17 protein-coding genes and 1 pseudogene are annotated in these 21,246 nt (G+C 60.9%); 10 read left to right on the forward strand and 8 right to left on the reverse strand.

Annotated elements, in window-relative coordinates; genetic code table 11:
• Nucleotides 1–11: 11 nt before the first annotated feature.
• The 6 genes from ACMUVN_RS06455 to ACMUVN_RS06480 all read right to left on the reverse strand — a co-directional run bounded on the left by ACMUVN_RS06455 (nucleotide 12) and on the right by ACMUVN_RS06480 (nucleotide 6,695).
• The gene (locus ACMUVN_RS06455; RefSeq protein ID WP_028756754.1) at nucleotides 12–1,697 is read right to left on the reverse strand and encodes a glycoside hydrolase family 3 protein; all 1,686 of its coding nucleotides are present in this window, start codon (nucleotides 1,695–1,697) and stop codon (nucleotides 12–14) included.
• Nucleotides 1,697–2,764, reverse strand: coding sequence for an ABC transporter ATP-binding protein (locus ACMUVN_RS06460; protein WP_063475619.1), 1,068 nt, complete (start codon nucleotides 2,762–2,764; stop codon nucleotides 1,697–1,699). The genes ACMUVN_RS06455 and ACMUVN_RS06460 overlap by 1 nt, the downstream gene beginning before the upstream one ends.
• 2 nt (nucleotides 2,765–2,766) lie before the next feature.
• On the reverse strand, nucleotides 2,767–3,660 hold the full coding sequence (locus ACMUVN_RS06465; RefSeq protein ID WP_097544294.1) for a carbohydrate ABC transporter permease: 894 nt from the start codon (nucleotides 3,658–3,660) through the stop codon (nucleotides 2,767–2,769).
• The gene (locus tag ACMUVN_RS06470; RefSeq protein WP_028756757.1) at nucleotides 3,657–4,544 is read right to left on the reverse strand and encodes an ABC transporter permease subunit; all 888 of its coding nucleotides are present in this window, start codon (nucleotides 4,542–4,544) and stop codon (nucleotides 3,657–3,659) included. Before ACMUVN_RS06470 ends, ACMUVN_RS06465 begins: the two co-directional genes overlap by 4 nt.
• Nucleotides 4,545–4,612: 68 nt before the next feature.
• Entirely contained in the window at nucleotides 4,613–5,848 is a 1,236-nt protein-coding gene (locus tag ACMUVN_RS06475; protein WP_132571795.1) for an ABC transporter substrate-binding protein, read from the reverse strand.
• 127 nt (nucleotides 5,849–5,975) lie between these two features.
• A complete protein-coding gene (locus tag ACMUVN_RS06480; protein ID WP_063475615.1) occupies nucleotides 5,976–6,695 on the reverse strand; it encodes a GntR family transcriptional regulator in 720 nt (239 codons plus the stop codon).
• Nucleotides 6,696–6,818: 123 nt separating this feature from the next.
• On the opposite strand from ACMUVN_RS06480, the gene ACMUVN_RS06485 reads away from it, so the two are divergent.
• The 6 genes and pseudogenes from ACMUVN_RS06485 to ACMUVN_RS06510 all read left to right on the forward strand — a co-directional run.
• Entirely contained in the window at nucleotides 6,819–7,868 is a 1,050-nt protein-coding gene (locus ACMUVN_RS06485) for an amidohydrolase family protein (RefSeq protein WP_063475614.1), read from the forward strand.
• A gap of 4 nt (nucleotides 7,869–7,872) precedes the next feature.
• Nucleotides 7,873–8,766 carry a VOC family protein gene (locus ACMUVN_RS06490; protein ID WP_063475613.1) on the forward strand — a complete coding sequence of 298 codons (894 nt, stop codon included), beginning with the start codon at nucleotides 7,873–7,875 and terminating at the stop codon, nucleotides 8,764–8,766.
• 30 nt (nucleotides 8,767–8,796) lie between these two features.
• Nucleotides 8,797–10,374: a bifunctional 3-(3-hydroxy-phenyl)propionate/3-hydroxycinnamic acid hydroxylase gene (locus tag ACMUVN_RS06495; protein ID WP_082849738.1), complete on the forward strand. Its 1,578-nt coding sequence runs from the start codon at nucleotides 8,797–8,799 to the stop codon at nucleotides 10,372–10,374.
• A gap of 51 nt (nucleotides 10,375–10,425) precedes the next feature.
• Entirely contained in the window at nucleotides 10,426–11,736 is a 1,311-nt protein-coding gene (locus tag ACMUVN_RS06500; protein ID WP_132571792.1) for an MFS transporter, read from the forward strand.
• 42 nt (nucleotides 11,737–11,778) lie between these two features.
• Complete coding sequence (locus tag ACMUVN_RS06505; RefSeq protein ID WP_063475611.1) at nucleotides 11,779–12,627, forward strand: fumarylacetoacetate hydrolase family protein; 849 nt, start codon at nucleotides 11,779–11,781, stop codon at nucleotides 12,625–12,627.
• Between the two features lie 55 nt (nucleotides 12,628–12,682).
• Nucleotides 12,683–13,101 (forward strand): annotated as a pseudogene (locus ACMUVN_RS06510) (universal stress protein); the annotation flags it as partial.
• 142 nt (nucleotides 13,102–13,243) lie between these two features.
• On the opposite strand, the gene ACMUVN_RS06515 reads toward ACMUVN_RS06510, so the two are convergent.
• Complete coding sequence (locus ACMUVN_RS06515) at nucleotides 13,244–13,780, reverse strand: PAS domain-containing protein (protein ID WP_063475610.1); 537 nt, start codon at nucleotides 13,778–13,780, stop codon at nucleotides 13,244–13,246.
• Between the two features lie 378 nt (nucleotides 13,781–14,158).
• Here ACMUVN_RS06515 and ACMUVN_RS06520 point away from each other — a divergent pair, with 378 nt between their 5' ends.
• Both ACMUVN_RS06520 and ACMUVN_RS06525 read left to right on the forward strand, forming a co-directional pair.
• On the forward strand, nucleotides 14,159–14,848 hold the full coding sequence (locus ACMUVN_RS06520; protein WP_063475609.1) for a DUF599 domain-containing protein: 690 nt from the start codon (nucleotides 14,159–14,161) through the stop codon (nucleotides 14,846–14,848).
• A gap of 112 nt (nucleotides 14,849–14,960) precedes the next feature.
• Entirely contained in the window at nucleotides 14,961–15,875 is a 915-nt protein-coding gene (locus tag ACMUVN_RS06525; protein ID WP_063475608.1) for a LysR family transcriptional regulator, read from the forward strand.
• On the opposite strand, the gene ACMUVN_RS06530 is transcribed toward ACMUVN_RS06525, so the two are convergent.
• Nucleotides 15,864–16,814: an alpha/beta fold hydrolase gene (locus tag ACMUVN_RS06530; protein ID WP_063475607.1), complete on the reverse strand. Its 951-nt coding sequence runs from the start codon at nucleotides 16,812–16,814 to the stop codon at nucleotides 15,864–15,866. The two genes, ACMUVN_RS06525 and ACMUVN_RS06530, sit on opposite strands and share 12 nt — an antisense overlap.
• A gap of 448 nt (nucleotides 16,815–17,262) precedes the next feature.
• On the opposite strand from ACMUVN_RS06530, the gene ACMUVN_RS06535 reads away from it, so the two are divergent.
• The gene (locus tag ACMUVN_RS06535) at nucleotides 17,263–18,540 is read left to right on the forward strand and encodes an epoxide hydrolase family protein (protein ID WP_414814923.1); all 1,278 of its coding nucleotides are present in this window, start codon (nucleotides 17,263–17,265) and stop codon (nucleotides 18,538–18,540) included.
• Between the two features lie 240 nt (nucleotides 18,541–18,780).
• A complete protein-coding gene (locus tag ACMUVN_RS06540; RefSeq protein ID WP_063475605.1) occupies nucleotides 18,781–20,931 on the forward strand; it encodes a mechanosensitive ion channel family protein in 2,151 nt (716 codons plus the stop codon).
• Nucleotides 20,932–21,246: the final 315 nt, after the last annotated feature.

The raw sequence follows: 21,246 nt of genomic DNA on the forward strand, positions 1-21,246 counted from the left end.
CGCCTGTTCATTTAAAGGGAAGCCTCCTGCAGACCGCAAGCTGCATCGACGGGGCTTTGTCCAGCGAACGGAATTTCACCGATTAGAGCCTTCACCAGCGCCTGCTGCACCGGCGGCACGGCGGCATAGCCGTTCACGAAGGTTCTGCATTCCGGCATGTGATACAGCAGGAACGGCGTGCCGAGCGAGATGTAGACTGTGGGAAGATAGTCCCACAGTCTTTGCATCGAAAGCGGGAACAAGCCGTGCAGGTCCTCCCAGCGCGGCCCCAGGTTTTCCTTGGCGGACACACCTTCCTCGGCCATCAGATACATGCCGATATCGTGGGCGGCCGGATCGATAGCATCGCCCCGGCGATAGAGCGTGACGTCAAAACCCCGTTCGCGCAGCATATCGGCCACGCGCAGTTGCGGCAGTGGGCCGGAAGGGCTCATCCGGCTTTCCAGTTGCGCCAGCAGGATACGTTTGTGCCGGCTCGGATCAAGCGGCAGCAGAGCCTGCTGGTCCTTGACCAGCGTGATCCCGGCCTCCGCGGCCGACTTCGACCATGCGGCATGCTCGGCGCCGCCGAGCAGCCGCGGGCGATCTTCCGCCTCCGGGGGATGGCCGCCGGTCTCGTGGAGCTTCATCGATGCTTTGAGCGCAAGCACACGCAAGACCGCTTCATCGACACGCTCCTGCTTGAGAAGACCGTTCTGAAGGCCTTCCCTGATATAGCCGAGATCCTTGTCGAGATCAGCCGGGAACAGCAGGATATCGCAGCCCGAGGCGATGCAGAGCGGCACGAGTTCCCGCCGCGCGCCGCGCGCATTGAAGCCGACCATGCCGGAGGCATCGGAAACGACCAGGCCATTGAAGCCCAGCTCTTCTCTGAGAAGGGTGGTGGTGAGGTCGAAGTTGAGCGACGCAGGCATATGGGCGGGGCTCAGGGCCGACGATCCCAGCTCGGCCGTGTAGGCGGGAAGGGTGATGTGGCCTGCCATGACGACCTGCACCCCCTTCGCAAAGGCGTCGGCATAGATTTTGCCAAACGTCCGGCGCCACTCTTCCATCGGCATCGTATTGTGGGTGGTGGCGAAATGCTGGTCCCTGTCGTCGAGGCCGTCACCCGGCCAATGCTTGATCGAGCTTGCGAAACCCGCCGAGCGGGCGCCTTGCTGATAGGCCGTCGTCATTGCCATGACTGTCGAGACATCCGCGCCGAATGACCGGGTGTTGACCACGTTCGAACGGAAATTGACCGCAAGATCGGCAACCGGCGTCCAGGAGATATTGAAGCCGAGAAAACCGCCCTCGCGCGCCGCAACGACACCCATGCGCCGCGCATGCTCGGCGTCTCCCGTCGCAGCGATGGCCATCTGGTTGAGGTAGGGCGTTCCGGCCGCAACGCTGCTCTTCTCCGAGAACTCGATGTCGCAGCTCATCAAGAGCGGTATCGCCGTCTGCGACTGAAGGAATTGCGCGCTGTCGCGCAATTCCTGCTCGGAACGGGAGGGCATGCGATGAATGCCGCCGACATGGCGCTGCAGCGGGGCCGAGAGATTTTCCGGCGAGAGGTCGCGGCAAAGAGGCAGCATGATCTGCCCGAGCTTTTGGTCCAGCGACAGGCTGTCGAAAGTGGATCTCACCCACGCAAGAGCCGTGTCATCGAGATGGAAGGGATGTCCTGCAAGCTTTTCAAGGATGGTCTCGGTCATCAAACCCGCTTTCCGCTGTCTGCGTCAAATATGTGAAGGCGATCCTCGGACAGGCCGAGCCACGCCTTGTCGCCGGGTTTTATGCTGACGGAGGCTGATGTCTTGGCGCAGATGCCAATGCTGCCGCGTTTGCACCAGACGAGCTTTTCGGCTCCCATCGGCTCGACGACGTCGACCTCGACCGCCACGCCCGATGCGGCCTCTTCTGCATGGAGCACGACGTCTTCGGGGCGGATGCCGACGATCACCTTTCGGCCGTTGGCCAGCGGCGCTTGCAGCGCGGACGTGATGCGCACCGCCTTGCCGTCGATGATCACATCGCCGCCTTCAACGGCGGCGTCGAGGAAATTCATGGCGGGCGAGCCGACGAAACGGGCGACGAAGGTGTTCGCCGGCTTGTTGTAGATCTCGTCTGGCGTGCCCTGCTGCTGGATGATCCGGTCCTTCATGACGACGATGCGGTCGGCAAGCGTCATCGCCTCGATCTGGTCGTGGGTCACATAGATCATCGTCGACTTGAGCCGCTGATGAAGACGCTTAATCTCGACGCGTAGGTCTGAGCGCAATTGGGCGTCGAGGTTGGAGAGCGGTTCGTCGAAGAGAAACACGCCCGCGTCGCGCACGACGGCGCGGCCGATCGCCACGCGCTGCCGCTGGCCGCCGGAAAGTTCCGACGGTTTGCGGTCGAGCAAGGGTTCGATCTGCAGCATCCTTGCCGCATTGGCGACGCGCTTTTCGATTTCCGGCTTGGCGGTCCCGGCGACTTTCAGGCCGAAACTCAGATTTCCCCGCACGCTCATCCGAGGATAGAGCGCGTAAGACTGGAAAACCATCGCGATCCCGCGGTTCTTCGGCTCGACATTGGTCATGTCGTGACTGCCGATCAGGATCTGCCCTTCGGCAACGTCCTGGAGCCCGGCGATCGCATTCAGAAGCGTGGACTTGCCGCAGCCGGAAGGCCCGAGCAGGACGATGAATTCCGATGGCGGAATGTCGAGATCTATGCCTTTGAGGACCTCGACCTGCCCGTAGCGGATGCCGAGATTTCGCAGTTGAACGCCTGTCATGATTAGCCTTTCACGGCACCGGAGGCCACGCCGCGGACAAACCAACGGCCCGAGGTGAAGTAAACGAGAAGCGGGATGATCGAGGTGAGCAGCGTTGCCGCCATCTCCACATTGTATTCCCGCTCGCCATAGGTGGAGTGCACGATATTGTTGAGCTGGACGGTCATCGGCGCATAGTTGATGCCGCCGAAGACGAGGCCGACGATGTAGTCGTTCCAGATGAAGGTGACCTGCAGGATGCCGGCGACAGCGATCATCGGAACCGACATCGGCAACAGGATGGAGAAGAAGAAGCGCCAGTAGCCGGCACCGTCGACACGAGCGGCCTTAAAGAGATCGATCGGGATCGTTGCGAAATAATTGCGGAACAGCAGCGTCACGACGGGCAGAGCGAATACGACATGCACCGCGATCACGCCGGCCAGTGAATTGAACAGGCCGATGGTGGAAGTGATGCGCACGAGCGGATAGATCAGCACCTGATAGGGAAAGAAGCCGCCGATCAGCAGCACGGTGAAAAGTACGTTGGCAAAGCGCACCCGCCAGAAGCTCAGCGCATAACCGGTGACCGCGCCGGCTGCGATGGCAAGGGCGACGCTCGGAATGGTGATCAGCACGGAATTCACGAAGCCGACCTTGAGACCCTCGCAACGCAGTCCCGTACAGGCAGAATTCCAGGCCTTGGACCAATATTCGAACGTCAGCGCATGGGGCAGGGACAGCAGCGTGCCCGTCTGGATCTCCTCCATCGACTTGAAGGCGGTCACGATCATCACGTAGAGCGGGATCAGCACGACGATCGCGATTGCGATCAGGAGTACGTAGGTCAACGCGCGCGACAGCGGGGCGGCATAGGCATTGCGGTGTATGGGGGCGAGGCCGTTTTTAGTGGTCATTCGGCAGCTCCCTTGCGACGATTCTTGAGATAGAGAAGAGGCACAGAGACCAGCAGGACGAGAAGCAGCAGCGTGGTTGCCGCGGCGGATGCAAGGCCCACCTGCTGGCGTTCGAACATGTGATCGATGATGAACTTGGCCGGCACATCGGTTGCGATGCCCGGTCCGCCTCCGGTCATGGCGACCACGACGTCGAAGAGGCGCACGACCGTCAGACACATCAGGACCAGCGCAGTCGTGATGCTCGCGCCGATGCTCGGGACGATGATATAGAGATGCGCCTTCCAGGCAGGGATGCCCTCGATGCGGATCGCCTTCCACAGATCGTCGTCGACACCGCGCAGCCCGGCGAGGAGAACGACCATGACCAGGCCGGACGAGTGCCAGACGGCTGCGAAGATGATCGTAAAGATCGCCGTATCCGCATTGACGATCCAGTCGAAGGAGGCATTCTCGAAGCCGAGCTTGCGAGCAACGTCGGCAATGCCGTAATTCGGATCGAATAGCCAGCGCCATACCAAGCCGGTGACGATGAAGGACATGGCGAAGGGATAGAGGTAGATCGTCCGCAGCGCGTTCTCACCGCGGACGCCGCGGTTGATCATGGCGGCGAGCGAATAGCCGATGAACAGCGTGACCGGGATGAAAATCACAGCGAACAGGGCCATATTGGTAAGCGAGACATGCCACCGGGCGTTGGAGAACAGGTTTGTGTACTGGGTGAAACCGGCAAACCTGTAATTGGGCAGCATGGAGGACCGGGTGAAGGATATGCCCGCCGCCCATAGAACGCCTCCGACATAGACCGACAAAACGACGAATGCGACGGGAACAAGTGTCAGGGTCGCTTGAAGGCGACTGTTTGAAGGCGACGTTGCGAACACGGCTGGGGACTCCGAATATCTGGTCGTTCGGGGGAGGCGACTGAACACACTCCCCCGACGCGGTTGCGTCAGCTCGCGGAGAGCCCGTTCGCATAGGCCTCGATGAACTGGTCGGCAGTCAGGCCGCCCTTGCTCCAGAAGCGGGTGATCGCATCCTCGACGGCACCGACAACGGCCGGCGGGAACATCATCTGGTCGCCTGCAGTTGCGAGCTTGGCGTCGCTGAAATAATGCGACGCTTGCGCAATACAGCTGTTGAGCTTCGACGTATCGGCGCCCTTCAGGATAGGGATCGTACCGTTGGCAACCGCAAAGGCGGTCTGTGTCGGAATATCCGTGAAGGTCTTGAGGAGCAGATCCTGCGCCTTGCCCATCGCATCATCCGCGGGTTCGGGGAACAGGAACACGTCACCCGAGATGATCATGCCCTGATCGGCGCCGATGATTGCACATTCATAGTCGCTGCCGGCCGATTTCCCGGCAGCAGCAAAGGCTCCGTTCAACCATGTGCCGCCCTGGGTCATAAGCGCCTTGCCTGAGATGACGAGGTTGGTCGAATCCGGCCAGGAGCGCCCCGGCGAGCCGGCATCGGCATAGGCCTTGAGCTTTTCGAACACTTTGACGGCGGCCTTGAACTTGTCGCCCCGCACCGCTGCCGCATCCCTCTTGTAGATAACCGCATCATAGGTTTCGCGCCCTGCAACGCCGAGCACGACGGCATTGAACATCAGCCGCTCCCAGCGCGGCTCCCCGGAGGGCGCGAAAGGAATGAGGCCAGCCGCCTTGGCCTTGTCGAGCGCAGCAAATACCTCGTCCCAGGTCTTGGGCGTCGACACGCCTATTTTGTCGAGGATCGGCTTGTTGAACCAGAACCAGTTGGCGCCGTTGCCGGAGATCGGAAGCGCCCAGATCTTGCCGTCGACCGTGCCCGAATTCAGCAGGGCTTGCGGCATTTTTTCCTGCCAGTTGTCGGCCGTGGCGGTCTCCGTCAGATCACGAAGCAGTTCGTTTTCCTGGAGTTCGATAAACTGGGCACCGGTATTGAACAGCATGGCGGCGGGTGGGTTGCCGCCGACCACCCGGTTGACGGCCGTCGCGCGGGCGTTCGGTCCGCCTGATATGGCATTGTCGACCCAGCTTCCCCCAAGCTCGGTGAACTTCTCGGCCAGAACCTTGACGCCGGCCGACTCGGCGGCGGAGGTCCACTGATGAATTACCTCAGCCTTGATTTCATCTGCATTCGCAGAGGCTGCGAAGCAAAGCGCGACTGCAGTGGTCGCAGTAAAAAGCAATTTGGAAATCACTGTCTTCTCCTCCTGAATTCCGCGGCGGATTATTCAGGAGCGCATTATCATTCGTCCAATAATGGATTTAGCAAATACCATAACCTCAAATTATATATGCTTATATCCTGACGACGTTCGACAGGTGTCAGGCTGGCGGCGTTGCGGTGCCGGCTCCGCTGGATTCAAGGTCGGCCCTGATGAAATCGGCGGTCTGTTCGTAGTGCCGCTGCAACAAGCGAATAGCCTCATCGCTGTCGTGATCGAGCACGGCTTTCAGAATATCCGCATGTTCTTGCGCTACGTTGCGCACGCGAAACGCCTTGCGGCTGGAAAGCGAGCGATAACGGTGAAGCCGGTCGGCGAGCTGTTCGCAGAAGCCGATCAACGGTCGCGAGCCGCAGCCGCCGATGAGCTGCGCGTGGAAGGCGCGATGCAGCCGCTCCCATTCCGGATTGCTCTCGAACCGCTCCGGGTTCAATGAGCGAGGTGCGCGCTCCAGCCTGTGGTGCGCAACGAGAAGGGCTTCCTCCCATGCCGGTGTGCTGTTTGCGAGCGACTCCCGCAAAGCCAGACCTTCCACCCAGCAGCGGGTTTTGGTCAGCTCCCCCAATTCCCCCAAGCTGATCGGTTTCACGAAGAAGCCACGCTGCTCCTTGCCGATGACCAGATCCTCGGTGGTTAGGCGGTTCAACGCCTCGCGCAAGGGCGTTTGCCCCGCGTCATATTGCTCCATCAGGAAACGCAGCTGCAGCTTGCGGCCGGGCTCCAGTCGCGCGGACAGAATGTCGGCCTTCAGCCGTTCGTAAATGCTGGTTGCCAGTGTTGCGGGGCTCTCCGGCCCCCTGTTCAGCGCATCTGCGTCCATATCGGGTCCATTGTTCAAATCTGTTTTCATATACACGACCACATCCAATTCGTAAAATTTATAAATTTTTACTTTACACGAGCGTTTATGGATATTATTCGAAAACCAGCACAGGAGGAAAGCGTGGGCGTAGGCAAGCAAAGCGCAGGGCGGTTCGACAGCGGTTGCGGCTGCTGTGGCATCGACATTCACTGCCATGTCGTGCCGGCACGTTTTCCGCTGCCGGCTAGTGGCGCGCCGGTGCGCGGCTTTCCCTCTATGGTCGCCTCGGACGATTGCCATGCCACCGTCGTCATCGACGAGAAGCCCTATCGCACGGTCAGCGACGCCTGCTGGGTCGCCGAACGGCGTCTCGAAGACATGGACCGTAGCGGCATAAGGCTTCAGGCACTTTCACCCATGCCGGAACTTTTCGGCTACTGGATCGAAACCAACGCGGCGAACGACCTCGTCCGTCACGTCAACGACGCGATTGCAGCACTCGTTGCGGAAGGAGAGGGGCGTTTCGTCGGGCTGGCCGGCGTCCCCCTGCAGGATATCGACCTTGCTATCGCCGAGCTGCACCGCACGGTCGGCACCCCAGGCTTTCGCGGCGTCGAGGTCGGCAGCAATATCAATGGCGTACCGATCGGCGATCCCAAGTTCCATTCCTTCTTTGCGGAAGTCGAGAAGCTTGGAGCAGCCGTCTTCGTCCATGCGGTGCGGCCGGCCGGCATGGACCGGCTCGTCGGGCCGGCGCCGCTTCAGCAGGTGCTCGGCTATCCCACCGATGTGGGGCTGGCCGCGGCCTCGGTGATCACCGGCGGGCTGCTGTTGAAATTCCCCCAACTACGGATCGCCTTCAGCCATGGCGGCGGCACGCTCGCCTCGCTTCTGCCGAGGCTGGAGCAGGGCTATGCGGCTTTCCCGGCTCTGAAGGAAACGATGGCTGAACCGCCCTCGGCACAGGCCCGCCGGCTCTACGTCGACTCTCTCGTCTTCGATACGGACACGCTGCGCCGCCTGGTTTCAGTTTTCGGAGAGGAACGCGTGTTGCTCGGCACGGACTACCCCTTCAATTTTCGCGACCAGCAGCCCGTTGCGCGCATCGAGGCCGCTTTCGCCGATACAGGACTGCGCGAACGGCTGTCCTTCAGGAACGCGCAGGCCTTCCTTGCCCTGGATGAGGTTTGATCAGATGTCCGACTTTCCCGTCACCGCCCTGCGCAGCGTCGAACTCGGCACGCCCGACCTGGCTGCATCCGTCGATTTTTATAGCCGGGTCTGGGGACTGGACGTGGTCGCCGAAGCCGGCGGCAAGGTTTTCCTCGCCGCGACCGGCGACGATTTCCATGTGCTGGAACTGAAGCCGAGCGACCGCTCGGAACTGCGCAAGATCACGTTCCGCGTCCATTCCGCCGAAGATCTGAAGTCGCTTTTTGCAAAGGCCGTTGCGGCGGGATGCGTCACGATGCGTGAGCCGGGACCTGCCGACGCACCGTCCGGCGGGGAGCGCTTCGTCGTTCGGGAGCCGCAGGGTTCGGTGCTGGAATTCGTCTATGGCGACGACAGGAAGGCGGGCACAGTCGTCGCCAACCGGCCGGAACGCCTCGCGCACGTCAATATCAATAGCGCCGAGATCGATGCGCTTTCGGATTTTTATCGGGAAATCCTGGGCTTCCGCCTGACCGACCGGTCGAAGCTGATGGCCTTCCTGCGCTGCAATGACGATCACCACTGCGTCGTGCTGGCGGAAGCGCCGGTGAACGGCCTGAACCATATCGCCTTTCTGATGCCCGATCTCGAATCGGTCATGCGCGGCTCCGGCCGGGTGGTCGATCACGGTTACCCGATCGGCTGGGGCGTCGGCCGCCACGGGCCAGGCGACAATGTCTTTGCTTACTTCGTCGATCCGCAGGGCGTCGTGGTCGAATACACCGCCGAGGTTCTGCAGGTGGACGATGATTATCGCGTGCGGGGTCCGGACGAATGGGTCTGGCCGCCGGGCCGCACCGATCATTGGGGCATCGCCGCCCCCAAGAGCGACGCCTGCAAGAAGGCACAGATTTCCGTCGGATTTTCCGGCGCCTGACGCGGCCATCATCATAGCAGAGGCATTCCGTTGAATAGCGAGAACAACATTTCCCATCATTATGACGTGCTGGTGGTCGGCTTCGGCCCGGCCGGCGCCGTGGCTGCCGGCATGCTGGGCGCGCGCGGTCATTCCACTCTTGTCGTCGACCGGCTGACTGACATCTATGACAAGCCCCGCGCCATTGCCATCGACCACGAGATCCTGCGCCATTTCGACAATATGGGCATCGCCGACGACGTACTGCCCCATATCGCGCCCTTCACCGCTTCCCAGCACTTCGGCGCACAGGGGCAACTCATTCGCCGCATCGACATGGTACCCGCGCCCTATCCGCTCGGCTACACGCCAAGCATGGTGTTCACCCAGCCTCCGGTCGAGGCCGTGCTCAGGCGGCATGCCGAAAGCTTCGATTGCGTCACGGTCGAACTCGGAACCGAGATGACCGATCTCGATCCGCAGGCCGATCAGGTCGTTGCAACGCTGAGGGACGCCTCCGGCAAGTCCCGGACGGTCGCGGCAAAATACCTGGTCGGTTGCGACGGCGCTTCGAGCCGGGTTCGCGAACTGTCCGGCATGACGCTCGAGGATCTTACCTTCGACGAGCCCTGGCTGGTGGTGGACGTGCAAGTGCATGATGCCGCACTCACCAAGCTGCCGCAGACCTCGGCGCAATTCTGCGATCCCTCGCGGCCGACCAGCTATATCATGGGGCCGAAGAACCATCGCCGTTGGGAAATCATGCTGCTGCCCGGCGAAAATCCGCGCGAAATGGAAAGATCCGAAAACGTCTGGCGGTTGCTGTCGCCCTGGCTCACGTCAGAAGAGGGCGAACTCTGGCGCGCCGCTGCCTATCGCTTCCATGCGCTGGTGGCCGATGAATGGCGCCGCGGCAGGGTGTTGATTGCCGGCGATGCCGCCCACCAGCAGCCGCCCTTTATCGGGCAGGGCATGTGCCAGGGCTTGCGCGACGTTTCCAATCTCGTCTGGCGGCTGGACCGCGTGCTGACGGGACAATCCTCGGAAGCGCTGCTCGATACCTATACGGTCGAGCGCAAGCGCCACGTGCAGACACTGACCGGCAAGATCAAGGCGATCGGCCAGATGATCTGCGAACGCGATCCGGCGGCAGCGGCCGCGCGCGATGCTCGCATTCTCGCCGAGGGCGGCGGCAAGCCGCCGACCATTACCCGCCAGGAAATCGTTCCGCCGATCGAAGAAGGTCTGCTTGCAGCGGCGGGAACGCCGGCGCGGGGGCTGCTCTTTCCGCAGCCCGCCATCGTCGAAGGCGCTTCCACGCGCCTGCTGGATCATTTCACCGGCCCGAATTGGCGGCTCATCCTCGACGGCCGCCGGATCGGGGCCGGGGAGGGAGAAGCATTTGCCGGGGAGATCGATGGGATCGTGATCAAGACCGTCGTCCCTGAAGGTGCGGAGACAGTCGATCCCTCGGCCCTTCGCGAGAAGGATGGCGTGCTTTCCGCTTGGTTCGACCGGCATGGCGCAATCGCCGCACTGGTCCGTCCTGACCACTATGTTTTCGGCGCTGCCCAGAACGTTCAGGCGCTTCGCCAGCAGATCGCGGATCTGCATGCTCGCCTCGCCTGAAGAGCAGGGCCTGTCACACATTGAAGTTCAATCGGTTTCTGGGAGGAAGATATGACCGAACCAACCACTGTTACCTCAGGCAAATGGCGCCCCTTTGCCGTTCTTGCCCTTCTCTTTCTGTTCCAGACGCTGAACTTTTTCGACAAGCTCGTCTTCGGGCTGTCGGCGGTGCCGATGATGAAGGAGCTTGGGATTTCGCCACAGCAGTTCGGGCTGATCGGCAGCAGCTTCTTTTTGCTGTTTTCGATCTCCGGCGTCCTTGTCGGCCTTTTCGTGATCGGCCGCATGCCGGTCAAGTGGATCCTCGTCATTCTGGCGGCGATCTGGTCGATCGCCCAGATCCCGATCTATTTCACCAGTTCGGTGACGGTCCTGATCGCCTGCCGCATCCTGCTCGGCCTTGGCGAGGGACCCGGCCTGCCGACGGCATTGCATGCCTGCCATAACTGGTTCAGCCCGGAAAAGCGCAGTGTGCCGAGCGCCGTCGTGCTGCAGGGCATCAGCGTCGGCCTGCTCGCCGGCGGTCCGATCCTCACTTATATCATCGTCAGCCACGGCTGGCGTTCGGGCTTTCTGTTCTGCGGCCTGATCGGCATTGTCTGGATCGTGGCCTGGCTGCTCATCGGCGGCGAGGGGCCGCATGCGGGCACGGAGAATGAAAAAGTTCGCGCCACTGTCGGAGATTCGCCGGTTCCGGCCCGCAAGCTCTGGCTCGATCCGACCGTGATCGGCGTCATCATCATGTCCACCATGTCCTACTGGATCGTCGGCATGTCGGCCACCTGGCTGCCACCTTTCCTGCAGCAAGGCCTCGGCTATTCGCAGACTGAGACCGGTTCAGTCATCTCGGCCGTCTACATCTTCCAGTCTCCGTTGCTGCTCGTCGGTTCATGGATCGCGCAGCGGATGCTGCAGAAGGGCGTCAGCAAGCGCGCCACGCTCGGCAGCGCCTCGGGTTATGCGCTGCTTGTCAGCGGCGTAGCGCTCATCGCCTCCGTTCATGTGAGCGGCCCGCTGCAACTGGTACTGATCGCGATCGCCTTTGCCGCGCCGAGCCTGACGACGATCTACGGCCCGATCACGCTCGGCAGCGTGGCGCCCGCCGCCCAACGCGGCCGGCTGATCGTCGTGATCTATTCGGCGAACGCCATCTCCGCACTCGCGTCAAACGCCGTCACCGGCATGATCGTGCAGGCCGCAGGACCCGACCATGTGGCTGCCGGTTATGCGAACGCCATGCTGTTCACCGCCGGCATCCTCATCATTGGTGCAATTTCCGCCTTCGCGCTGATCTTCCCGGACCGCACCATCGAGCGCTTCGGCAGGATGACGCGCTTCACCGAACAAATGCAGCGGGTCTGAACGGCGCGCAGGAAATTCTGATCACAGACAGGAGAAGAAGTCATGAGATTGTCCACCGTCAAGATCGCCGGCCGAACGACCTGGGGCGTCGTGGAAGGCGAACGCTTCCTCGATGTCGGCGCCGCGCTCTCGGCCCGCTATGCCGACCTCAAATCGGCTGTCGCTGCTGGCTTTGACGGCGTTGCCGAGGCCGCTGCTGCCGCGGCCGCCACGCCTGTCGACGCGGTCGAATGGTTGCCGGTCATTCCCAATCCCGACAAAATCCTCTGCGTCGGCCTGAACTACGAAATGCATCGCAAGGAAACCGGCCGTTCGGAGGTGGAGAACCCCACCATCTTCGCCCGCTATGCCAATAGCCAGACAGGACACCTCGCTCCGATCATACGCCCGAAGGTCTCGACCGAACTCGATTTTGAAGGCGAACTGGCCGTCATCATCGGCAAACCCGGCCGCTACATTCCGTACGCCGAAGCCATGAACCATGTCGCCGGTTATGCATGCTACAATGACGGCAGCATCCGCGACTTCCAGCGACATACGCACCAGTTCACCCCGGGCAAGAATTTTCCAGATACCGGCGCCTTCGGTCCATGGATGATGACGCCGGGCGAACTCGGCCCGCTTGGCGAGCTGCGGCTGCAGACGCGCTTGAACGGCGAGGTGGTGCAGGACGCGACCTTCAGCCAGATGATCTTCGATATTGCGCGCCAGATCGAATATTGCTCCGCCTTCACCCGGCTCGAAGCCGGCGACGTCATCGTCAGCGGTACGCCGGGTGGGGTCGGCGCCAAGCGCAATCCGCCGCTTTGGATGAAGCCGGGAGACGTGGTCGAAGTCGAGGTCGATCGGCTTGGCAGCCTGCGCAATCCAATCGTCGACGAGACGTGCTGACGAAAGTCGGCGTGCCGCGATACCTCGGCAGTGAGGAACATCTGACTCGTCCGTCGGCGTCCCGTTGGCTGCGTTACAGCCAACGGACAATTGCTGCGGCCGCATCGATGCTGTCGCCGTCGTCTGGGACGGAGGAGCCACTGCCGCAAGGGCATTGACAGGCGCCAGATTGCTTCTGGAACAGGCCTCGCGCGTTGTCCTGATTTCCGTCACCGACGACAAGCAGATTGACGAGCGCAGTCGAGACCACCTTGCGTCGGCATTCGGCAAAGCTGGTTTTGCCGTCGACGTCGTGGCCATGCAAGCGAAGGGAGACTCGCCAGCCAGCGTCATTCAATCGATGGCCCCAGAACGCAAGGCCGATTTACTCGTCGCGGGCGCATTCGGTCATTCGAGACTGCGCGAATTCGTCTCGGAGGGGTCACACGGTCGCTGTTGAGCCGCCTCGAAATGCCCGCCCTTCTTTGCCACTGATTACAATGCGCGCAAGGCATTGCCGATGACTGCAACATCGATCACTCCTGGAGAAGAGCGCCTTGCACGGGAGGTAAGCAAGGCTCGCACAAACCATAGCGATCACCGAGAGTCGGATGCGACAACGAACGCTTGGGAGGATTCAATGAATCTGCGCGAAGTCCGAAGGCATCGGCTTGGCAAGCTCTTTGAGAATTGCTTCAAGCGCATTGGCCGTCGCCTGCAGGCCGGATGACTGCGCAATTTTCAGCGCCTCACGGCAGTGAACAGACAATTGGTCCTTCTGGTGGTCTTGGTGGATGTGGTCGTTCGTCGGGAATACGATGCCCGCATATTGCGACGGGTTTCCGGCTTCATCCCTGAAGCACCGGCCGAAGGCGGCCACGGTGACCATTTGCCCGCTTCGGTCAAACACCCGGTAGTCATGGCGGTACGGATTTCCTGTGATCACCGATTCTGAAATCGCCTTGGCCACGGATGGCTTGTCGTCCGGGTGAATCCGGTCGAGATATCGCATGACCGGCAGCCCCGCGATGGTCTCTTCCGGATCAAGGCCAAAGAGATTTGCCAGCGCCGTATCCGCATAAACCGTGTCGGTCGCCAACACCCAGGTGAAGATGCCAGCCTCTTCAGAGAGAGGAAATTCGGAGGTTCCAAAAGCTCCGTCGACAAGGTTCATTCGCCATCCCCAGTCTGCTCGCCAATGCTGCCAAATAACCCGTCACCCGGCTCTTGAAAAAATACGACACGCTCGATCAAAGCGGTCGACCATTTCACCCTCGATCCTAGATCTTAGATCTTAGCCGCGTTTCCATCGGACGCAACAGCAGGGAGGTTCCAAGCGCCGACTAGCGTTTCCTTGCTTGGCAGCGATCCATGTTTGATGGGGTCAATCTGTGGCGGATGAATGGCAGGCTTGAACGCACATCGCCCGCAGCCCACGTCCGGCGGGCAGCGGAACCGGCGGAAAGAACCCCGGGGAGCGGCGATACGTGCTTGGAGCTGCCGCTGCCGCGAAGTAGTGTTTCAGAAAATCCACGTAAAGTTCGGGGGCACCATGGATTTTCTGAACGTCGCGGCGATCGTTTTCTTTCTTCTTGTCTGGGTGGCGGTCGAGCCTTTGATGGCCGTGGGGTGGCCGAGGAAGAATGATAGTCTTTCCGTCGATATGGTGCGCATTCGCGCGGCCTGGATGCGGGAGGTGCTGACGCGAGACAACAACTTTATCGGCGACGCCGCGATCCTCGGGCACACGATCAATTCGGCATCCTTCTTCGGCTCGGCCAATCTCATCGTCATCGTTGGGCTGAGCGGCGCGCTTTTCATGGAACCGAACTATGGATCGGGTGGCCTGATTGCGATGTTTGCGGCTCAGGACCCCGCCTGGTTTTTCCAGTGCAAGGTCCTCCTGATCATGGCGACGCTGCTGCGGGGCCTATCCGATTTCATATGGGCGGTCCGGCAGATCAACTACTGCCTGGCGGCGATCGGGGCGAGCCCCTCTCGCGATGAAGACAGGGACATTGTCGGCTGGACGAATGCTCTGACTTTGGTGTTGAACCCTGCGCTTCGATCGTTCAGCGTCGGCGTCCGATCCTACTACTTCACCGTCGCAGCCGCGTTCTGGTTCATCGGGCCAATACCGTTCATTGTCGCCACCATCCTCAGTGTCGGCGTGTTGATCTGGCGTCAGTCCTGGTCGGATGCGGCAAAGGGGATCATGGCCATACGCAAGCTGCTCGACTAGGCCTGCGGCTCGGCGCAAGGTGGTAATCTGGCGGGCGTGCGGTTGAGGACGTTGCGAACGTCCGACACTCGTACGACAATAAACAGAAGCGGTATCTCATGGGCGGCGGCTGATGGATCGTCTTGAAGCAATGCGCATATTGCTGGCGGTCGTCGACGCCGGGAGCATCTCAGCCGGCAGCAGGAAGCTGAACGCGCCACTGCCGAGCGTCAGCCGCAAGGTGGCCGAGCTCGAACGACATCTTGGGGCGAACCTCATCGTCCGCACCAGCCGCAATCTTCAGCTCACGGACGCCGGACGCGACTATGTCGATGCGGCTCGAAAGATCATGGCGGATCTGGAGGAGGCCGAGCGAAGGGCGTCCGGGGAATACCAGACGCCCCGAGGCGTGCTGACGATCACGACGCCGGTCGAATACGGTAGCCGATACGTCCTGCCGGTCGCGCTGAGCTTCATGGAGAAGTACCCGGAGGTGTCACTGAACCTTCTGTCGCTCGACCGCACAGTGGATCTCGTCTCCGAGCAGGTGGATATCGCGATCCGTCTCGGCGACCTCGCCGACAGCTCCCTCCATGCCGCCAAGGTCGGGGAGTTCCGGCTGCTGACCTGCGCGAGCCCCACTTATATCAAGCGGCATGGCATGCCTGAGCGTCCCGGCGATCTCATCCATCGCGACGGGATCATCTTCAACAAGCGGACATTCTTCTGGACATTCGACGTCGACGGCACGCCGATGGAGGCCGTGCCCCGCAACCGGCTGGAAGTGAATACCGCGGCGAATTGTGTTGCGGCGGCTGTCGGCGGGGCAGGGATCGCGCGGCTGTTCGACTATCAGGTTTCGGACGAACTGGCGTCCGGCGCGCTCATTCCCATCTTGCGCGACTTTGACGGCGCACCGCAGCCCATCCATATCGTCTACGCGCGCCAGGGGCTTCTCGCCTTGAAGGTACGGGCTTTCGTCGACTGGGCGCTGCCGCGGTTGCGGGTGCAGACAAACCATAAAGATAATCAAATATTATCTGAATGATGCGTGGATTTCCTCAACCGTTTGTTTCGGATTCTGAAGGTGCGGGAAATGACCGATGCCCGGCAGGGTATCGACTTTTGCACCGATCTTGGCGGCGAACTCGATGCCCATTTCGCTTCTGATGTAGATGTCCTTCTCGCCCCAGATCACCCTCACGGGCGTCTTCAGCCGGTCGAGGTTGGCCTCGAGAAAGTTCTGATCACGTGTGAAATTCGCGTAGTAGTGGGCGAAGGCATCTGCCGCCGTCGCGCCGTCGAGGCTCCAGGAGCGAGCCATGTCTTGCTGGACGTCGACAGGTAGATCGAATTGCTCAGCGGGGGAGAGGCCGCGCCTGTGCACGTTCTGAAGGATCTCGTCGCTCGTCTTGTTCATGTAGGCGCGCGTCGGCGAGGCGGTCGGCTCGGCTTTGAGGTTCTGCAGGTTCTCCCACATGTATTGCGGCCGGTCGAACGGCGCGAAGTCTCCGACGATGATCCGCCTGGCGATCGTCGGCTCATCGAGAGCGAGCAACAGAACGGGGAGGGCGGCGATGTCAGTCGCATAGATCACGAGGTTCGACCGGTCGATGCCTGCCCGCTGGAGATAGGCTTTCAACACCTGGGCATACGCCTTCGGCGCGTAGGAAAAGAATTCAGGAACCGGGCGCGACGACTGCCCGTAGCCCGGCCAATCGAAGGCATGGACGTCGTAGTCGCGAGCAAGCATCGTCGCGATGTCCTTCCAGACCGTCAGCGTTTCCGGAAACCCATGCAGGAAAAGCACGGTGCCTTTCGGCGCCGGGGCTCGGACAATCATCCTTCTCAGCGTCAGGATCTCATCGATCTCGATGAAGTCGACGGCGTCGTGCGCGGCCTCTCGGGAAGCGACGGTTTCAGACGTGCGGGAAGTCGGAGTTGCTGCGACCGATGCAGCCGTATTTGCGGTTTTGTCCCTAGACATAGGAGGTCCTTTCCTGAACGGCGGTCAGCCAAAGCCCAGAGCCGGCTGTCTCCTGACACAATTGAGCACGGCGTCAGCGCGCGGTAGCCGGAGAAAGTGAGAGGCACCCTCTCGATGGCGGCAGCGCTGCAACGCGGCTGCCCAAGGTGGATATTTCAACGAGAGGGTGCCTCTCACTTTTCCGGGGTGCCGGCCGGCAGCCGACCGCGACAATATAAGGAAGAACTGATACTCCTCGAATACGAGCATGAGGAGAGCGAACCGTTAAGGTTCAACGCCCGTCAGCAAGAAATATCGACGAGGGCAGGGCGTCCGAGGTGGCGACCTATGTGGTCATCTGGGGCTTGCCCTTGTCGAATATCTCTCCGTTGGCTCTCGATGTCATGAAAGGACACGTGTCATGGCACTGACCTCTTTGAAGCATAGCCACTCCCTGAAACATGGACATATGTCACGACGCTCACTGCTGTTAGCGGTTGCCGCGGCCGGCGTGTCTGCCGCACTCCTTCCACCCAGATCCGATGCTGCCGATGTCGTCGCCGCCACACCCGGGGAGATCCAGCCGTTCAAGGCCGAAGTCCCGGAGGCGGCGCTCGCAGACCTCAGGCGGCGTCTTGCCGCGACGCGCTGGCCCGACGGCGAAACCGTCATGGATCGTTCGCAGGGCGTCCAACCCGACAGGCTGAAGGAACTGGTGCGCTACTGGCGGTCGTCCTACGACTGGCGGAAGGCGGAGAGCAGGCTGAACAGTTTCCCGCAGTTTCTCACCAATATCGACGGACTGGACATCCACTTCATCCATGTCCGTTCCCGTCACGAAAACGCGCTGCCGATGATCATGACCCACGGCTGGCCGGGGTCGGTCTTCGAACTGCTTGACGTCATCGGGCCGCTCACGGATCCGACGGCGCATGGCGGCATGGCGGAAGATGCCTTCCACCTGGTGATCCCGTCGATCCCGGGATTCGGCTTCTCCGGAAAGCCTGCTGCAACCGGTTGGAACCCTCAGCGGATCGCGGCTGCCTGGGACGTACTGATGAAGCGACTGAACTATGACCGCTATGTCTCGCAGGGCGGCGACTGGGGGGCAATCATCAGCGACGCTTTGGGTCGCCTGGCACCCGATGGGCTGCTGGCGATCCACGTCAACAGGGTCGAACGTGCCACGACCCTCCCATCAGACGCAGCCCAGGCGCTTAAAAATGGAGGGCCGGCGCCCGATAGCCTGTCTGCGGATGAGAAAGTCGTCTTCGACGAGGCTCGAGATTTCCTCAACAACGGTTTTGGCTACGCAGCGATCATGAGTACACGGCCGGAGACGATCGGTTACGGCATTGCGGATTCTCCGGTCGGCCTTGCCGCCTGGCTTTACGACAAGATCGCCGACTGGGTGTTTACCCCCGGCGACCCCGAACAGGCGCTTGGCAAGGATGCTATCCTCGACAACATAACCCTGTACTGGCTGACGAACACCGGCCCCTCCAGCGGCCGCATCTATTGGGAAAACGCCATGTCGGGCGCGAAGCTCACGCCCGTCAAAGTGCCGGTGGCGGTCACGGTGTTTCCCGGAGAGGTTTACAAGCCGCCAAGGCACTGGCTGTCCAAGGCCTATCCGACGCTCATCTACTACAACCGCGCCTCCAAGGGCGGTCACTTCGCCGCCTGGGAGGAGCCGGAACTCTTCAGCCAGGAGATCAGGGCAGGGTTCAGAAGCTTGCGGTCTTAGAGCAATTCCAGCAAAAGTGCGTAGCGGCTTTGCCTCCGGAATTGCGTGAAAACAAAGAGATAGAGCATTTCCGTGATTGGGAGAAAAACGTAAATGCTCTAGCGCCTTCTGGCCGTTGGTTCGCAGTCTGCGCCCCGAGACCGGTTCGTCGATTGACGTTGGTCGTGCAACGCTTCACAAAGTCCGAAGTTTCGACCAACCCAGCAAAAGTGACGACAACGTCGCAGGGACCACGGCCACATGCGCATCAACGACGACCGTCATCCCCGCCACAGAATGTGCGCATTCCTGACGCTGGTATTTTCAACGCTTCTGCTCGCGAGCGCAAACCTCGCTTCGGCGGCTGAGCCGACCAATTCCTCGACACCGATCCGGGTTATTATCGAATTGCCGAATGATGATTCCGGACGAGCGCTGGTCAATCGGATCGTTCCGGGCAATCAGGAAGCGGCGCAGCCGGTGGCAGTCTCGCAAGAGGCGGCACCGACGTCGATTGCGACGTCACTACAGGATTTGCGCCAGAGGTTGCTCACACTCGTCGATGCCGTTCCAACTCTTCCCGGGCAGATCCAGTCGGCGATCCGGGTCTTCCAAACGGATGATCGTATCGAACCTGTCGGCCTGATCTTGGCGGTCATACTCTTCGTCGCCGGCGGGTTCGTTGCGCAGCGCCTGGCCTGGTGGTCAGGGCGAGGGCTGCTCCATTTTGTGCTGAACGCGCCCGCCGGCACCGTCCGGCAACGGATCAAGCTCCACGCAGCCCGGCTTTCAATGGGTCTTCTCGCGTTGGCCGGTTACCTGATCGGAAGCCTCGGCGCGTTTATCCTCTTTCCATGGCCCGCCGTGTTTCGCGATATTGCGCTCATCCTGCTATCGGCCGCGCTCATGGTGCGCCTTGGCGTGCTCGTGGGCCGTATTGTCATCGCGCCAGGCGCCCGCCTGCCGCATATGCGGCTTCTGACGCTTGTCACCTCACTTGCCTGGTTCTGGTACTACTGGCTCCTCGCAATCGTCGCAGTGCTGGCGGCTGGCTGGGCCACCATTGAAGTGATCGGGACGATCCGAGCTTCACCCATCTTGGTCGACCTCTTTACCGCAGCATGGCTTGGTGTCGTTTCAATCGCTTTGATCGTTATGATTTGGCTGCGGCACTATCGTTCTGACGGGCCACCCGTGAGCCGGCTGGTCTGTGTTGGCTTCAGCGCGAGCATCCTGCTCTCGTGGCTGTTATGGGTTTCCGGTCTTCGCGGTGCATTCTGGACAGTGGTCGTCATCGCGCTTCTGCCGCTGACCGTTTCGGTGGCTCATGATATCATTCGTCGCATTATTCAATCCGGGGAGAGGCAGGCGGTCGAGGATCCGGCCATCGTCGGATGGTCCGTCGTTATCATGCAAACGCTGCGGAACGCTCTCATCGTGGTCGCTGCGCTGCTCATTGCCCGCGCATGGAATGTCAATCTCAGTGACCTTGCCGCTGCCGAAACGGTGACCACGCGTTTGATCCGCGCCGGAATTCGCATCGTTATCGTGCTGCTAGTGACCGACGTTATCTGGAAGCTCGCAAGCACGTTGATCGACAGTCAGATGGCGATGGCGTCGCGAAGCGTGCAGGCGGGACATCAGGAGGGACCCGACGCGCGCCGGCGTCAGCGGTTGAATACCCTCCTTCCCATTCTTCGCAATGTACTCTTCCTGGCGATCGGCGCTGTCGGCTTCCTGATGATCCTGGATGCCGTAGGCATTCAGATCGGACCGCTGCTGGCGGGCGCCGGTGTCGTCGGCATAGCCGTCGGCTTCGGTGCCCAAACACTCGTCAAGGACATCATCTCCGGCGTCTTCTATCTGTTCGACGATGCCTTTCGCATCGGCGAATATATCCAGGCGGCGAAATATAAAGGGACTGTCGAAGGTTTCTCGTTGCGATCGATCCGCTTGCGACACCATCGCGGTCCGGTCACCATCGTTCCCTTCGGGGAACTCGGCGCGGTGCAAAACCTAAGCCGTGACTGGGTCATCGATATCATTACGCTCACCCTGAACTATGACAGCGACCTTGAGGAGGTCCGCAAGACCATCAAGCGCATCGGCGTCGAGCTTCTCGAGGATGCCGAACTCGGACCCAACATCATCGAACCCCTGAAAATGCAGGGGATTGAGCAGATGGCAGATTACGGTGTGCAGATTCGGCTGAAGTTCATGACGAAGCCCGGCGAACAGTTCGGCGTTCGTCGAAAGGCGCTCGCAATGCTCAAGAAGACATTCGCGGAAAAGGGCATTCAATTTGCAACGCCGACCGTTCATGTTTCCGGCGGCCCCGCCGATGCAGCAGCAACCGCCGCCGCCTCGGAGCTGCAAAGACCATCGAAAGTCATCTCGACACTTGAGGAATAGCAACGGCGAGCGGATCAGGTGAGCTTTCCGTCGAATCCCGTCGAAGTAGCACTCTGACCCGGACGTTGCCGCCAAACGCGCGTCGTCCGAGACATGGGTTTCGAAAGAGTCCATTGGCTGGGATCCGCTGTTCTATGAGGCATGTCCGGCGGTGAACTCGTCGATGCGCTGGATCGTCACGACGCAAATTCGAGCAGACCGATTTTAAAAGAGCGGGCCTATGAGATGGATGACGAAGGTATGCCTTTGTAATCAAACGGCATCCTTATGTTCCATAATCTACCTTATGCGACAGTTGGGCCAGTTAGAGATGCG

The sequence above is a fragment of the Rhizobium sp. IY2 genome (genome assembly GCF_047532935.1).
Taxonomy (GTDB): domain Bacteria; phylum Pseudomonadota; class Alphaproteobacteria; order Rhizobiales; family Rhizobiaceae; genus Rhizobium; species Rhizobium anhuiense.